Genomic DNA, 15,884 nt, shown 5'->3' with positions numbered 1-15,884 from the left:
CATAACAAAATTAAAAACGGCAATTTTGAAATTATCGATTGCATAAGCATCTAAAGAACATACCATGAGAAAAAATATAGTAGCTGGAAACTGGAAAATGAATTGTGATCTTGCACAGACACAAGGATTGATAACCGACTTGAAAACAGGATTAGTAAAAGAATTTAATTGTGAATTAATGATCGCACCATCGCATCCTTTTTTATACAATGCTTTTAATAGTACTTGCGATACCATTATTGAAGTAGTAGCGCAAAATGTTTGTGAAGCACAAAGTGGCGCGTATACAGGTGAGATTTCAGTGGATATGTTGGATAGTATAGGTATTAAAACTGTAATCATAGGTCATTCTGAACGTAGAGATACTTATGGAGAAACAGACGAATTGCTCGCTGCCAAAACTAAAACAGCTTTAGAAAAAGGCATGACAGTTATTTTTTGTTGTGGTGAGCATCTAGAAGAACGCAAAGCAGGAAATCACTTTGACACGGTTACCGCACAAATAGAAAAGGGATTGTTTGATCTTACCTCAAAACAAATGGAAAAAGTTGTTATTGCATATGAACCAGTATGGGCAATAGGAACCGGAGAAACTGCCAGTCCAGAGCAAGCACAAGAAATGCACGCACATTTGCGTTCTTTTATTGAAACTAAATTTGGATCAGAAACGGCCAATAATACAAGTATTCTTTATGGAGGCAGTGTAAAGCCTGCAAATGCTGCAGAAATTTTTGCAAAGCCAGACGTAGATGGTGGACTTGTAGGAGGCGCATCCCTTGATGCTCAATCCTTCCTCAATATTGCAAATGCATTTTAATAAATTAATTTTAACAGTATTTCTATTTGCTACCTTATCGGTTGTAGGTCAGACAGATTTTGGTTTAAGAGTAGCTGCAGCTGCAGAAGATCTTACAAAAGATCAAGTCATTTATAATGGCACTTATTTTCGCATTCCCTATCCCAATGGTGATGTGCCAAAGCCATATGGCGTGTGTACCGATGTTATCATAAGAACCTATAGAAAATTGGGCATTGATCTACAAAAGGAAGTTCATGAAGATATGAAAGCTCATTTTTCTGAGTACCCTAAAAATTGGGGGCTGAAAAAGACAGATACTAACATTGATCATAGACGTGTTCCTAATTTAAGAACCTTCTTTCAAAGGAAAGGTAAAAGTATAGCGGAAACAAACCAGGCTAGAGATTATTTACCAGGAGATATAGTTAGCTGGACCTTAAACAATGGGCTTACACATATAGGAATGGTTTCAAAAACCCTATCAAAAGATAAAAAACGCTATTTAATAGTGCACAATATAGGAGCTGGGCAAGTTTTTGAAGACTGTCTATTCCGTTTTAAAATTACAGGACATTACCGTTATGGAAAATAAGATTACTAATTTGATTTATGTAGAGTACGACTTTAAGGTAGAGCCACAGCAACCATGGAATGATGTGCTCATGGCACAACTAGGTGAGGTAGGATTTGAAAGTTTTATAGAAACAGAAAAAGGAGTTAAGGCATACCTACTACAATCTCTTGATAGCGACTCACTACTCGATGGTGTAAACATGATGGAGAATGAACTTTGTGATCTCGCTTTCGCGAAAGCGGTTGTGCCACCAACAAATTGGAATGCAGAATGGGAAAAGAATTTTGATCCCATTACAGTGAAAAATCGTTGTGAAGTACGCGCACCGTTTCATAAAGCTAGCGGTGTAGAATATGATATAGTGATCGAACCTAAAATGAGTTTTGGTACGGGACATCATCAAACTACACACATGATGATTGAACATTTGTTAGAAGAAGATGTAACTGGTCTAGATGTACTGGATATGGGAAGTGGAACAGGTGTTTTGGGAATTTTAGCACAGATGAGAGGTGCTGCATTAGTTGATGCCGTGGATATTGATACTTGGTGTTTTGAAAATGCGTTAGAAAATGTAGAGCGCAATAATACCGATAAAGTAAATGTGATTTTAGGTGGTGCGGAAGTTCTTGATGGGAAAAATTATGATTTTATCATAGCTAACATTAATCGGAATATCCTACTTCAAGACATACCTGTTTATGCTAGTACTTTAAAAAGCGGCGGCACCATTTTGTTCAGCGGTTTTTATAAAGAAGATCTAGAACATATAACAAGCAAATGTAATGAGTCTGGCATCTATTACGACTCACATATTGAGAAAGATAGCTGGATAGCGGCAAAGATGACCAAAAAATAACTTTAACGTTGTAGTCCATTGTTTTAATAAGATTTGTTTTAAATTTAACCAGATGAAAATGAGTACACAAGAGCAGGTGCTTCCAGAATTAGATCTGGAAGTTTTAGAAAAAAAGGAAAATAAAATAGTTCTTTTCAATGATGAGGTAAATACGTTTGATCATGTGATCGACATGTTAGTAGCAGCCTGTGATCATACACCGGTACAGGCAGAACAGTGTTCTCTTATTGTTCATTATAAAGGAAAGTGTAATGTAAAATCAGGAGAATATAAAGATTTAGAACCACGTTGTACTGCTTTATTAGAAGCTGGTTTAACGGCAGAAATTCAATAAAAACTTGCTTTCCCCTTTTTTATTCAGTTTTGAATAAAAACATAAATGCCTGCTTCTTGCAGGCATTTTGTGTTTATGGTCAATTATTCAAAATTAGAAACCAGCTAACTGTTCAAAAAACGATCCTATTTTTTTTGATGTATCGATTAAGTGTATCTCTATAATCCAATGGCGCACATTGCCTTTTCCATCTTTTTCATTCATTGGTTTATCGTTATCAGGATGGATGTAATTAGATTTAACTTCTGACTCTAAATTTTCATGAGGAAAATGACCTATCAAATGACCTGCTATAGGTCCACCAAATTCCCATCCATTATTTATTGCCAGTTGTTTACAGTATTCGTATAAGTGCGCACCTGTTACACTAGGATTCTTCCTATAATAATTATTTACAATGTGCCATAATTTCTCTGAATCGGCTGCGAGTTTTTGTTTGTATGGATCATGACCTAGTACATAAGTTCTACCATAATCTGCCTCCCAATCTTCAAGAATAGGTCCAAAATCTATAAATACTATATCGTCTTCAACAACTTCTAGGTTGGGTGGATTTTCATCATAGGGATACAGTGTATTCTCTCCAGCTCTTACAATACGTTTGTGCCAGTATTTTTTGATATCTAACAATTCATCAGCCAGTTGAAAGATTTCTTTATTGATTTGTTTTTCAGTGGCACCTGCTCGAATGATATTTCTTTTTTCAATTTCTTGAAACAAAACAGCTGCTTTTCTCTCGGCTTTTTGAAGTTCTAATATGGCATTTGTCATAAAGTAAAAGTACTAAACACGAACTATTCAAAATAATTCGATAGGTTAAACCTGTTGCTGAACGAAATAAAAAATGAGGTGTAATTATCATAAGTTACTTTTTACTGTTAAAATTGTACTATTGAACACTCACAGTCAGTATCTTAGTCTAGAAACCATAAGTTTTAATTAAATTCACGCCAAATAAATAAACCATGAATAAAATTTTACTTATCCTGTTATTATTTACTGCAGCAGTTAAAGCACAAGTTACTGCCGGTCCAGTACCAGATTATATTTTATGTGATGATTTCTCAAATGACGGAATTGAGCAATTTGATTTAAACTTTTGGGACGCCACTGCTATAGGAAATCAAGATCCAGCTACACATACTGTGGCTTATTTTTCTTCTCAATTTGACGCGGTAAATGATTTAAATGCATTGACACCATCTAATTTTTTGAATACTGTCAATCCACAACTCATTTTTATAAGAGTTAACGATACTACCACAGGAAACTTTAATATTACCACTAGTAATTTAATCGTTGAGGCTTTACCAATAGTCAATAATCCTCAAGTGTTTACTTATTGTGGTTCTATTACTGCAACTGGAGAAATTCAAGTAGATCTTTTTGAAATTGAACCTTTTCTTGCTAATGGACAGAATAATTTACTTTTTACTTATTTTACAAGTCAACAAGACGCTGATACTAATTCTAATCCACTGTCAACAACTTTTACTTCTCTAGCAAATTCTCCTATAGATTTATTTATTAGAGTACAGACTTCAACCAATTGTTTTGAAGTGATAAATATAGTTGCCACTTTAACGAATTGTAATCAGGTTTCACAATTAACAGATTTAGCAGCATGCATGGACGAGGTAAGTAATAATGCATGTTTTGATTTGAATATAAACACACTTGCAGCATTAGGTGTTAATTCTATAAACACACATTCTGTGAGCTATCACTCTACACAAATAGATGCTGTTAATAATACTAATATTTTACCTGTTACTTATTGTACTTCTTCTAATCAACAAATCTTTGTTAGGGTGGAAGAAATAGTTACGGGAAACACAGATACAACACAATCTTTTCAATTAACTGTTAACGCTGTTCCAGGTTCCTATTCTTTCACTCCTATTGCAGGTTGTGATGATGATGGTGATGGCTTTATAGAATGGGAGTCAAGTAGTGTTTTGAACGAAATAACAAATGTACCTAATAACGTTTTCAATTTTTCAACAGAGTATTATTTGTCAGAACTAGATGCCCAAAATCAAGTAAATCCTATTGGTTTTGTAGCAAATTTTGTTACGGCAGTAAACACACCGATGGTTTATGTGCGCACTACTTTCTTTCCTACTAGTTGTGCTAGTGTATCGCCTCTTCAACTTGTGGAAGACATAAATTGCCTTATTGTAGGTAATCCTATATTTCTTGAAGAATGCTTGCAAACTCCTAATACAGTAGCTTGTTTTGATCTAACTCAAAACGATGCGGCAATACTTGATGTAAATAACGCTGCAAATTTTACAATTACTTATTACACAAACAGCTCAGATGCAAATTCTGCTATTAATGCCATTTCAAATGCAACTAATTATTGTGTAGGTTTTAGTCAAGATGTTTATGCCAGATTAGAGGAAAATGCAACAGGAGCTTATCAAATAGTTTCTTTTGATTTAATAGTTAGATCAAATCAATTTCAATTTGATACGTTAAGTGATATAAGCGATTGTGATGCAGATTTAGATGGTATTGTCACTTTTGATTTAACAGATTTTGAAATTCAAATAAACAGCAGTAATCCATTAACGTATTATTTAACATCTCAGGATGCTCAAAACGGTACCAATGCTATAGTAACACCAACAAGTATTGATGTGCCAACAGCCAATGGATTTGATCAGGTTTTTATTTTAGAAACGATCCCTGGTTCTTGTAATGTAATTTATAATGGAACCTTGAGATCGCAAGTGAATTGTAATAACGCTTATACTTGTGATCAAGCGCAATCCTTGTGCGAAAGAATAGGACAACCGTTTGTGAATGTCTTTGATGGTTCAAACGCAGAACAAGGAAATTATTATCCATTTTCATCAACTACTGGACCTAGAAACCCTACTTGGTTTTATATACCTATTGAAACTTCTGGAGACTTAACTCTAGAAGTGTATCAAAATACACAACCAGATTTTATGGGCCAGGATTTAGATATAGATTTTGCTGTTTACGGACCTTTTACTAATCCGACATCACAATGTGGAAATCTTACCCAAGCAGATTATGTAGATCATAGTTTTTCTGTGCAAATGCCGGAAATCGCACAAATATCAAATGCTCAATCAGGAGAATATTATTTGATATTGACATCAAATTTCTCATCAACTTCAGGATTCTTGAAAGTAGAATTAGGAGCTAATAGTACAGCATCCATAAATTGTGATGGAATAAGAATGCAGTCCTTTCTTGATGCAAATCTTAATGGAATGGTAGATGCTTCTGACCCTTCTTTTCCCCTTGGAGTGTTTGAATGGGAGAAAAACAGTAGTGGTAATGTGATGCAAGTAGCTACCCCATTAGGCAGCTATAATATTTATGATATTGATGCAACAAACTCTTATGATTTGGCATACAATATATTGCCAGCTTATAATGTAAATTATACAGTTTCTCCTGCTACCTATTCTGGTGTAACTGTTCCTAATAATAGTGGTATTGTGAATAAAGATTTTCTTGTCACTCCAGTTGCTGTTTATGATGATGTAGTTGTTTATATCGTGCCACAACAGCAGCCTAGACCAGGATTTACATATACAGAGACTGTTTATTATACAAATTTAGGAACTTCTACGGTTCCGGTAGGTCAGGTTGTTTTTGATTATGACCCAACGGTAAGTGTTGTTAATGTTTCAGATCCTAACGCAGTTGTTACTCCTACGTCGGTTACCTTACCTTATTCTAATCTAGCTCCATTTGCTATAGGATCATTTGATGTAGAAATGCAAATCCCAGTTATTCCTACTGTTAGCCTTGGAGATATTTTGACAAATATAGCTACCATATCACCAGTGGCGACAGATTTAACTCCTACAAATAATACCAATACGTCAGCACAAATAATAATAGGTAGTTATGATCCTAATGATAAAATGGAATCTAGAGGTGAGTTTATAAATCCTTCCACATTTACTACAGAAGATTATTTTTATTACACGATTAGATTTGAAAATACAGGAACGGCAAGCGCTATTAATGTGAGAATTGAAGATACTCTAGATGCGCAACTAGATTGGAATAGTATTGAAATGATTAATTCTAGTCATAATTATATTATGGAGCGCATGGAAAATCAGGTAGTATGGAGGTTTGATAATATTATGCTACCAGATTCTACTTCAGATCCTATTGGAGCAAACGGACATGTATATTTTAAAATAAAACCTTTAGCGAGTTCAGAAGGAACAGTGATTCCTAACACAGCCGAAATTTATTTTGATTTCAATCCACCTATCATTACCAATACATTTAGAAGCACATTTCGCACTCCTTTAAGTAATCCAGATGTGGAAGAAGTAGTGTTTAGTCTTACGCCTAATCCGGCAAGTAATGAATTTACAGTTAATTTCAGTAACGTCATCCAGGAAGCTAATCTAACACTCTATGATGTTAGAGGACGTGTTACGCTTTCGCGAAAGCTTACACCTGATAATCTTCAAATTGATATTTCTAATTTAGATCAAGGTATTTACTTGGCAAAATTTACCAACGGTAGTAAAGTTTTTACCTCTAAACTCGTTAAGAAATAGAAGTGAAATCAAATAGATTTAAAACCTCAGCGAAAGCTGAGGTTTTTTTTGCAACAACTTAATTTTAATTATTTAAAAAGCAAAATTATTGTTAATTAATATATGCCTTATCGAGTATCAATAGTGTTACTATTATATTCGTGGAATAATTAGAGAATATGCAAACACTACTCAAAAATCTCAAAGTAGAAATTAACGATAAACTATATGTAAAGGATCCAGAAAGTTCTGATTTAGGTAAAAGAATTATTAGTCAAAGCATTGAGATGATTTATGACTTAGGCTTTGAACAATTTACGTTTAAAAAACTAGGTGTTTCCATAAAATCAAATGAAAGCTCTATATATAGGTATTTTGAAAATAAGCACAAATTATTGCTGTACTTAACATCATGGTACTGGAGTTGGTTAGAGTATCAATTAGTTTTGCAAACCATGATTATTTCTTCACATAAAGGTAAATTAGTTAAAGCTATCGAAATATTGACTCAAGAAGTAATACAAGATTCTAATTTTAGCCATATTAATGAGGTGGTTTTAAATAAAATTGTGATTTCAGAATATTCAAAATCTTATCTGACTAAAGAAGTAGACGTCGAAAATAAAGAAGGTTATTTTGCTATATATAAACGCCTTGTTTTACGTCTTAAGGACATGATTATTGAAGTTCATCCAGACTATATGTATCCTACTTCTTTAAGTAGTATGGTTATAGAAGGTGCATTGCATCAGCATTATTTAAAAGATCATTTTACAGCAATCACAGATTGTAGTAAAAAGGTAACGCCTACATCTTACTTTTTAGATTTAATCGATCAACTTATTATTACAAATGGAAAACAATAAAAATATACTAACGGCATGGCAGCGTTTGATACGTATGCTAGAAGTTGATAAAAAAGATATAAGACAGATTTTCTACTATGCAATTTTTGCAGGTATAGTTGGTCTTTCTTTACCACTAGGTATTCAAGCGATTATCAATTTAATTCAAGGAGCACAAATAAGTACCTCATGGATCTTATTAGTCGTTTTGGTAACCTTAGGAGTCGCTTTTGGTGGTGTTCTACAAATTATGCAAATTAGAATTACAGAGAACATACAGCAAAAGATTTTTATACGATCTTCATTTGACTTTTCATTCAGATTTCCTAAAATCAAAATGAGCGAGTTGAGAGGCTTTTACCCACCAGAATTAGCAAACAGATTTTTTGATACGTTAACGATTCAAAAAAGTTTATCTAAACTACTGGTTGATTATCCTACTGCTATATTGCAAATTATATTTGGATTATTATTACTCTCCTTTTACCATCCATTCTTCATTGTATATGGAGTTTTACTTGTTGGACTAGCTTTTGTGCTTTTTAAGTATACTGCAGAAAAAGGTTTGAAAACCAGTTTGCTAGAGTCAAAAAGTAAATATAAAGTAGCGCATTGGTTACAAGAAATTGCTAGATCATTAGTTAGTTTTAAATTATCTGGTGTAACGACTCATGCTGTAGATAAAAATGACGAGTTGGTTTCTGGTTACCTTAATTATAGAGAGCAACACTTCAAGGTATTGATTGTTCAAGCGGCACAATTTATAGGTTTTAAGGTACTGATTACTGCTGGTCTCTTATTAATCGGTGGATTATTAGTTCTTAGTCAAGAAATGAATATAGGTCAGTTCGTAGCGGCTGAGTTGATTATATTAATCATCATTGGTGCGGTAGAGAAAATTATTTCTGGATTAGAATCTTTTTATGATATGCTTACATCCCTTGAGAAACTAGCACAAGTAGTAGATAAGGAATTAGAGCCTCAAACAGGAGAACATCCTTTTGAGAAAGATGATAACTTTAGTGTAGAACTGGATCAGGTTACTTATCGGGTTCCTGAAAGAATGCAGCCTATTCTTGAAGATGTTTCTTTAAAAATATCAGAAACTTGCACCATTTTAATAAATGGAGCTAACGGTAGTGGAAAAGCTACGTTATTAAGATTAATTGCTGGTATCATAGAGCCTACACAAGGTAGTATTTATGTAAACAATTCAGATTTAAGAGGTCTTGATCTTAATTATTACAGGGCTAGTCTGGGACAATCATTAACTGAAGAAAGCCCTTTTGAAGGAACACTTAGAAATAACATCACTTTTGGAGATGCTAACATTACAGATGAACGTATATATTGGGCATTAGAAAAAGTAGGACTGAACAACTTTCTTAAAAAACTACCTAAAGGCTTAGAAACAATCATCTTTCCAGAAGGTCAAGAGTTAAGCTATACCGTAGGGAAGAAAATAGTTCTTGCTCGCAGTATTGTTAGACAGCCTAAAATGCTTATTCTTAAAGATCCTTTAGATCAATTTGAAGAAGAGGAAACGACAAGAATCATGGATTTTTTGACAGATCCATCAAACGGCTGGTCACTAGTCGTGGTAAGTCAAAACAATCAATGGAGGAAGCGATGTGGTAGATTGATAACACTGCATCAAGGTAAATTAATTTTAGATCAATAATTATGCTTAATATTTCTCAAAATAAACTCAATAAGCCTCTTGATTTAGATCGATTCAATGCAGGTAAAAAGGTGATGAAGCGCAAGCATTTTAAATACTTTAATAGGTTTTTAGGAGGTTTTGCTATATTTACTATCATACTGTTGTTTTTACCATGGACACAGAATATTAGTGGTAATGGTTTTGTTACTACCTTGACTCCAGCGCAAAGACCGCTTACTTTGCAATCACCTATCGCAGGTCAGATAGAAGAATGGTATGTAAGAGAAGGCGATCGAGTTAGGAAAGGGGACACTATTCTCAGAATTAGTGAGGTGAAAAGTGAATATATGGATCCTAATTTAGTTGCTCGAACAGGTCAACAAATAGATGCAAAGTCTGCTAGTGCTTTATCGTATAGAGAAAAGATAGCACAGCTTGGTAATCAAATAGTAGCTCTACAAGAAGAAAGACGTCTAAAACTGGATCAAGCAAAAAATAAATTGTTGCAGGCCAAATTAAAAATTGTTCAAGATAGTATAGATTTGATAGCAGCAAAAAACGATGAGCGCATTGCTCAAATACAATTAGAACGTACAGAGTTGTTAGAGAAAGATGGTTTTAAATCTCCGGCAGATGTTGAGGATAAGAACCTAAAGGCTAGAACAACCATGGCCAAGGCCAATTCTCAAGAGCAAAAGCTATTACAAACTAGGAATGATGTTATTAATGCCGAAATTGAATTAGGTCGCATACAACAAGAATATGTAGAGAAAATTGCAAAGGCACGTGGTGATCAATTTACCGCACAGTCCAGTCAACTGGATGTAGAAGCCCAAGTGAGTAAGCTAGAGACAGATCGTACCAATTATCAAATAAGAACTGATTTGTACTACGTTACAGCGCCACAAGATGGTTTTCTTAACAAGGCCATTGTAGGTGGTTTAGGTGTTACTTTTAAAGAAGGTGAGCCACTAATCAATATTATGCCTATAAATTATGACCTTGCGGTAGAAACCTTTGTAGAACCAATTGATTTACCGTTAATGCATAAAGGTGAGCATGTTAGAATACAATTTGACGGTTGGCCAGCAATTGTTTTCTCAGGATGGCCCAATGCTTCTTATGGTACTTATGGTGCAAAGGTACTCGCAGTAGAAACCTTTATTACAGAAGGAACTGGTAAGTATCGCGTTTTACTTGCTCCAGATGAAGAAGATCATACGTGGCCAGATGCGTTGCGCCCAGGATCAGGAGCGCGCACTATTGCTTTGTTAGAAGACGTTCCTATCTGGTATGAATTATGGCGTAGATTAAATGGTTTCCCAGCAAACTACTATACTCCAGAAACGACTAAAAAAGGCAAGGATGAGAAAAAGAAATAGATTATTCTCATACTGGCTTTCAGCCTTGATGTTTGTAATTTCTTTGAATTTGTTGGCTGTTCCGCTTTCGCGAAAGCAAAACCTACAATCAGACCTTGCAACTTTGGCTCAAGATACGACTATAATGAGTTTAAGAGAATTCTTAGGCTACGTTAAAAAACATCATCCGATAGTAAAGCAAGCAGGATTAGTTGTTGATCAAGGACAAGCTCAATTATTGAAAGCTCGTGGAGGATTTGATCCTAAGATTGAAGTAGATTACAACCGTAAAGATTTTAAAGGAACAGAATATTATGACGAGTTGCGTGGTGCATTTAAAATCCCTACCTGGTATGGTGTAGAGTTTAAAGCTGGAGCAGAGCGCAATGAAGGTGCTTTTCTAGATCCTTCACTTACAGTTCCAGAAGATGGACTTTACAGTGCTGGTGTTAGCTTACAATTGGGTCAAGGTTTGTGGATCAATGAACGTATGGCTACTTTGAGAAAAGCTAAATTTTTTAGACAACAAACACAGTCTGAAAGAGACCTTTTGGTTAACGCGGTTTTATTTGATGCCACAGAAGTGTACTTTCAATGGTGGCAAGCTGCTCAAGAAAGAGTCCTTTTTAAGAATATTTTGCAAAATGCGCAGGTGCGTTTAAGAGGTATTAAACGTAGTGTGGAGGTAGGCGATAAAGCTGTAATTGATTCGGTAGAAGCTCGTATTGCAGTAAAGAAAAGATTGCTAGGCTTTGAGCAGGCAAAAATAGATTTCATTAAAAAACGTCTGGAATTGTCTAACTTTTTATGGATAGATGGTGTTCCTGTAGAACTACAAGAAACCGTAATACCAGAAGAAGATTTACTATCAGAAATAGACGCTGCATTAGAAATTATGGGGCAATCACTAGATCTTTTTACAATAGAAAACCACCCAAAGATTCTAGCGATGCGTCTTAAAATGGATCAACTAGAAGTAGATAGACAATTAAAAGCCAATAAGCTGTTACCTAAAATAGAGGCTAGTTATGATGCAATATCGCCACAATGGGGTGATGCTGGAACCTATAATTTAGACGATTTTAAAGCTGGAATCTCTTTTTCAATGCCGTTGTTTTTGAGAAAAGAACGAGGTGATAAAAAACTTGCAGAAATTAAATTACAAGATGCCGAATATGATTTACTAGCCACCTCGTTAGCTATTGAAAACAAGGTAAAGGCTATTTTCAGTGAGATTGAATCCTATACAATTCAAAATGATATTACTCAGGAAATAGTACAAGATTCTCGAGCCATGCTCATTGCAGAAGAGCGCAAGTTTCAATTAGGTGATAGTTCTTTGTTTTTAATAAATTCTAGAGAGACTAAACTTATTGAATCAAGCCTAAAAAGGCTTGAAGTAGGTGTAAAGTTACTTAATTCTAAAGCGAGACTTTTTAATAGTCTAGCGTTAGTTCCAGAGAATTTGTAAGAAATCCTGACAGTAAATAATTCAGGTGGTCGTATTACTTTGATTTTTTAAATAAGGTAATGCTGCCACCTTGTTTGATTTTAAAGGAGTTTTTATCTTCACTAAAAACAATGGATATTCCTGCTGGATCAAATTTAAATTTATGATCTTCAAAGCTTTCTAATGGAAAAGCTCCTTGACCAGTAGCCTGACCTGTTAATGTATTATTATCGTCTATCTCTATGGTAATGTCCATACCTATGTATTCATTTTTATAGACGCCTGTATACGACTTTAATTCTTCTATAGAATATTGTTTAGGTATAAATGAGATAATTTCTATAGGCTCGTTATAAAGTAATTTGCGACTGTTTAATACTGGATTTCCAGTAGTCATTAAAGATGTGTTTTGTAAAAAGATAAAGACTTTATCATTTGAAACATGTCTTTCTATATACGTTAGGTATCCTGCCCACGCACCAGAATGTCCCGTAACTCTTCCATAAGTAGGATGGTCTTTCAATTGCCAGCCAAATCCATAATTAGTTAATGTACCATTGCTCAAAGTATGTGGTGTAAAAATTTTTTCTATATCTCTTTTTGAAACCAATTGATCTGTATACAAAGCGCGATCCCATTTAAATAAATCGTCTACAGTAGAGTTTACCATACCATCACCGACTATTCCATCTAAAAAATAGGCTACCTGATCTGTACCATAACTATCAATAGGTACAGGACTGCCATCGACTCCATTAACATGACCTTTTGTTAGATTAGGTATATCTTTAGGAGCAAATCTTGGCCTATTTACTGCAGTAGAAGTCATTTTTAAAGGATCAAAAATGTTCTTTTTAAGAAAATCCCCATAACTCATTCCAGAGGCCTTTTCTATAATACTAGCCAGTAAAAGGTATCCAGTATTAGAATATTCGTACTGACTATTCGTCTTAAATAATAATTCTGGTTTTTGAGTAGCTAGTGTTTTAATTACATCTTTATTAGTAGCAATTTTAGAATGATCCCAAGAGGCATCCATCAACTCCATATAATCTGTTAATCCAGAAGTATGCGTTAATAAATTTTCTATGGTAATTTCTGGATAAAAAGCTAGTTCTGGAATGTACTTAGAAATAGGGTCCTTGTAGGCTAACTTTCTTTCATCATGTAACAAGACAATTCCCATTGCGGTAAATTGCTTTGATACAGAAGCAAGATCAAAAACAGAAGCTGTAGTAAGTGCAATGTCTTTACTAAAGTCTGCCTTGCCGTATGCTTTTTTGTGAATGATTTTGCCTTCTTCTGCAAATAGAACCACACCATTGAATTCATTGTTTACATTCATGGCGGTAAAAAGACTGTCTATTCTTTTGGCTTTCTCATCTTGAGCAAAACTTATAACCGTAAAAAATAAAATAACTACAGAAAATACATTTTTCATAACCTCTTTTTATTGATAAGAAGTCATAAAGATATAAAGGTTACAAGTTTTAAATGTACTTTATTAACGCTATTTAGCGTTTTAAATAGTTGATCTAGATAAAAGCGACAACAACAAGTTTTTAAGGATTCTCTGCTCTATAAATTTTATCGCTTTCGGCTGTTAGTCTATCTAGTTCGTCCAGTTCTTCTTTAGTTAGGTCTCTGTAAGTTCCATGAGGAATATCTAGTTTTACATTCATAATACGCACGCGCTTTAATTTAGTAACTCTATAATCTAGATATTCGCACATACGACGTATCTGTCTATTAAGACCTTGTGTAAGTATAATTTTAAAGGTTTTACGACCTATTTGTTCTACTTCACATTCTTTAGTTACTGTATCTAGAATAGGAATTCCTGATCTCATTTTTTCAATGAAACTTTCAGTGATACTGCGATCCACAGTAACGATGTATTCTTTCCCGTGATTATTACGAGAACGCAGGATCTTATTAACGATGTCGCCGTCATTAGTGAGAAAGATCAATCCTTCACTCATCTTATCTAATCTTCCTATCGGAAATATGCGCGTTGGGTAATTGATAAAATCAATAATGTTATCTTTTTCAACACGAGTATCTGTTGTACAAACAATACCTGTCGGCTTGTTAAAAGCGATGTAAACAGGTTTTTCTTTTTTCTTAGAAACAGCTTCGCCATCTACAGCGACTTCATCATTAGGCAACACTTTAGTTCCCATTGCTGGTACTGTACCATTTATCGTTACCCTTTCTTGCTCGATAAGTTTATCTGCGGCACGACGTGAGCAAAATCCTTGTTCACTTAGGTATTTATTGATGCGTATTCCTGTGGTATCTGACATGCTGCAAAGGTAGGATTTTGATTGCTATTTTATATTTTCATTTCATAAATTTCTAAGGTGTCCATTCTTCTCTAAAGCATTTTAAAGCATTCATAACTATGTAACAAAATTCACATTTTATACACCTATAACTAAATCAAACGACCATGGAAACGAATGAAAGTCAAAACACCAATCAGCCTAATAATCCTAATCAAGGTCAGCAACATTATTATCAATATATTCCCACAGATAATATGGATACGTTTGCCACTTTACATTTAGTCAAGGGAATTCTTACTATCTTATTCTCATTATTCTTTTTATTTTATATCTTCATTGGAGCGGCGATGAATTTGTCTGTTTTTGATCAAGATCCACATATGCCATTTAACCCTTCCATTATTATCATCACTATAGGTACAGTTGGTTTTATAATAACGGTAAGTATCGGTATACTTACGTTGCTCGCTTCAAAATATATTAAAGAACGACGTAACTATAAATTCATATTTGCCATAGCTATTTTGAACTGTTTAGCAGGTGTTTTGGGAATCTTGCTCGGTATTTTTACCATTTTAGATTTGAACAAACCTCATGTTAAAGCCCAGTTTGAACCTGATTATAATCCACAAGATCCATTAGGTTATCGTAAGTAGGATAATTGTTCCGCTTTCGCGAAAGCGGAATTCACATCTACATCCTATAAATAAAAGTGCTATTGATCCATTTTCATTAGGATAGCAGTACCTTTGCAACTTGAAATCAAATTGATAATGACACAAGAACAATTCTTAACAGATATCTTATTCAATGACCTGAAATACAGAGTTACAGAAGAAGGTGTTCAAATATTTTCTGGAGATGCTTTTAAAGAAGTGATCGAGCGCGGAATAAAAAACGGCGTAGGAATCTATAAAGTACTGGTATGGAAGAAAGATGAGGTGGAGCACTTACTTACTCACGAGCAGTTTCTAAAAAAAGCAACTGATTTAAGGTGGGCAAAAACAGCTTATTTTAAACATGCCAGATTAGATGAGGATTATGAATTTAGTGGAGAGTTTAAAGTATCTGAAAAGCTTTTACAACGCGCCGCACTTTATGTGCCTAAGGTTAAAACAAAACACGACGAAGAAGAATAAAATTACTTTGTACTATTTTTAA

At 34.3% G+C, this 15,884-nt stretch carries 14 protein-coding genes; 11 read left to right on the top strand and 3 right to left on the bottom strand.

Annotated features, from left to right (window positions below):
* Nucleotides 1–64 precede the first annotated feature (64 nt).
* The 4 genes from tpiA to ACTF54_RS02920 are packed head-to-tail and all read left to right on the top strand — an operon-like array spanning nt 65 to nt 2,566.
* Complete coding sequence (tpiA, locus tag ACTF54_RS02935; RefSeq protein WP_347197158.1) at nt 65–817, top strand: triose-phosphate isomerase; 753 nt, start codon at nt 65–67, stop codon at nt 815–817.
* A complete protein-coding gene (locus ACTF54_RS02930; protein ID WP_438968712.1) occupies nt 807–1,391 on the top strand; it encodes a DUF1287 domain-containing protein in 585 nt (194 codons plus the stop codon). Before tpiA ends, ACTF54_RS02930 begins: the two co-directional genes overlap by 11 nt.
* Complete coding sequence (prmA, locus tag ACTF54_RS02925) at nt 1,381–2,232, top strand: 50S ribosomal protein L11 methyltransferase (RefSeq protein ID WP_438968711.1); 852 nt, start codon at nt 1,381–1,383, stop codon at nt 2,230–2,232. The genes ACTF54_RS02930 and prmA overlap by 11 nt, the downstream gene beginning before the upstream one ends.
* Nucleotides 2,233–2,290: 58 nt before the next feature.
* On the top strand, nt 2,291–2,566 hold the full coding sequence (locus ACTF54_RS02920) for an ATP-dependent Clp protease adaptor ClpS (RefSeq protein WP_347197161.1): 276 nt from the start codon (nt 2,291–2,293) through the stop codon (nt 2,564–2,566).
* A 93-nt stretch (nt 2,567–2,659) separates the two neighbouring features.
* Here ACTF54_RS02920 and ACTF54_RS02915 read toward each other — a convergent pair whose 3' ends face one another.
* On the bottom strand, nt 2,660–3,337 hold the full coding sequence (locus ACTF54_RS02915) for a M24 family metallopeptidase (protein WP_347197162.1): 678 nt from the start codon (nt 3,335–3,337) through the stop codon (nt 2,660–2,662).
* Nucleotides 3,338–3,531: 194 nt separating this feature from the next.
* Between ACTF54_RS02915 and ACTF54_RS02910 the strand changes: the two genes are divergently transcribed.
* From ACTF54_RS02910 to ACTF54_RS02890, 5 genes are all read left to right on the top strand, one after another.
* Complete coding sequence (locus tag ACTF54_RS02910; RefSeq protein ID WP_438968710.1) at nt 3,532–7,137, top strand: T9SS type A sorting domain-containing protein; 3,606 nt, start codon at nt 3,532–3,534, stop codon at nt 7,135–7,137.
* A gap of 158 nt (nt 7,138–7,295) precedes the next feature.
* Nucleotides 7,296–7,982 (top strand): TetR/AcrR family transcriptional regulator, encoded by a 687-nt coding sequence (locus ACTF54_RS02905; protein WP_347197164.1) that lies wholly within the window; start codon nt 7,296–7,298, stop codon nt 7,980–7,982.
* Complete coding sequence (locus ACTF54_RS02900; RefSeq protein WP_438968709.1) at nt 7,969–9,642, top strand: peptidase domain-containing ABC transporter; 1,674 nt, start codon at nt 7,969–7,971, stop codon at nt 9,640–9,642. Before ACTF54_RS02905 ends, ACTF54_RS02900 begins: the two co-directional genes overlap by 14 nt.
* Before the next feature lie 2 nt (nt 9,643–9,644).
* Nucleotides 9,645–11,006 (top strand): HlyD family secretion protein, encoded by a 1,362-nt coding sequence (locus tag ACTF54_RS02895; protein ID WP_438968708.1) that lies wholly within the window; start codon nt 9,645–9,647, stop codon nt 11,004–11,006.
* Entirely contained in the window at nt 10,990–12,456 is a 1,467-nt protein-coding gene (locus tag ACTF54_RS02890; protein WP_438968707.1) for a TolC family protein, read from the top strand. Before ACTF54_RS02895 ends, ACTF54_RS02890 begins: the two co-directional genes overlap by 17 nt.
* 34 nt (nt 12,457–12,490) lie before the next feature.
* Here the strand turns inward: ACTF54_RS02890 and ACTF54_RS02885 are convergent, their stop codons facing one another.
* On the bottom strand, nt 12,491–13,876 hold the full coding sequence (locus ACTF54_RS02885) for a serine hydrolase domain-containing protein (RefSeq protein ID WP_438968706.1): 1,386 nt from the start codon (nt 13,874–13,876) through the stop codon (nt 12,491–12,493).
* A 121-nt stretch (nt 13,877–13,997) separates the two neighbouring features.
* A complete protein-coding gene (gene rluF / locus ACTF54_RS02880; protein ID WP_438968705.1) occupies nt 13,998–14,741 on the bottom strand; it encodes a 23S rRNA pseudouridine(2604) synthase RluF in 744 nt (247 codons plus the stop codon).
* 146 nt (nt 14,742–14,887) lie between these two features.
* Between rluF and ACTF54_RS02875 the strand changes: the two genes are divergently transcribed.
* A complete protein-coding gene (locus ACTF54_RS02875; RefSeq protein WP_347195754.1) occupies nt 14,888–15,379 on the top strand; it encodes a hypothetical protein in 492 nt (163 codons plus the stop codon).
* A gap of 117 nt (nt 15,380–15,496) precedes the next feature.
* Nucleotides 15,497–15,862: a hypothetical protein gene (locus ACTF54_RS02870; RefSeq protein WP_438968704.1), complete on the top strand. Its 366-nt coding sequence runs from the start codon at nt 15,497–15,499 to the stop codon at nt 15,860–15,862.
* Nucleotides 15,863–15,884 lie beyond the last annotated feature (22 nt).

The sequence above is a fragment of the Nonlabens sp. genome (assembly GCF_965657255.1).
GTDB lineage: Bacteria > Bacteroidota > Bacteroidia > Flavobacteriales > Flavobacteriaceae > Nonlabens.
The sequence above is the reverse complement of the archived record's forward strand: the minus strand, read 5'-3'. Positions and strand labels throughout refer to the sequence as shown.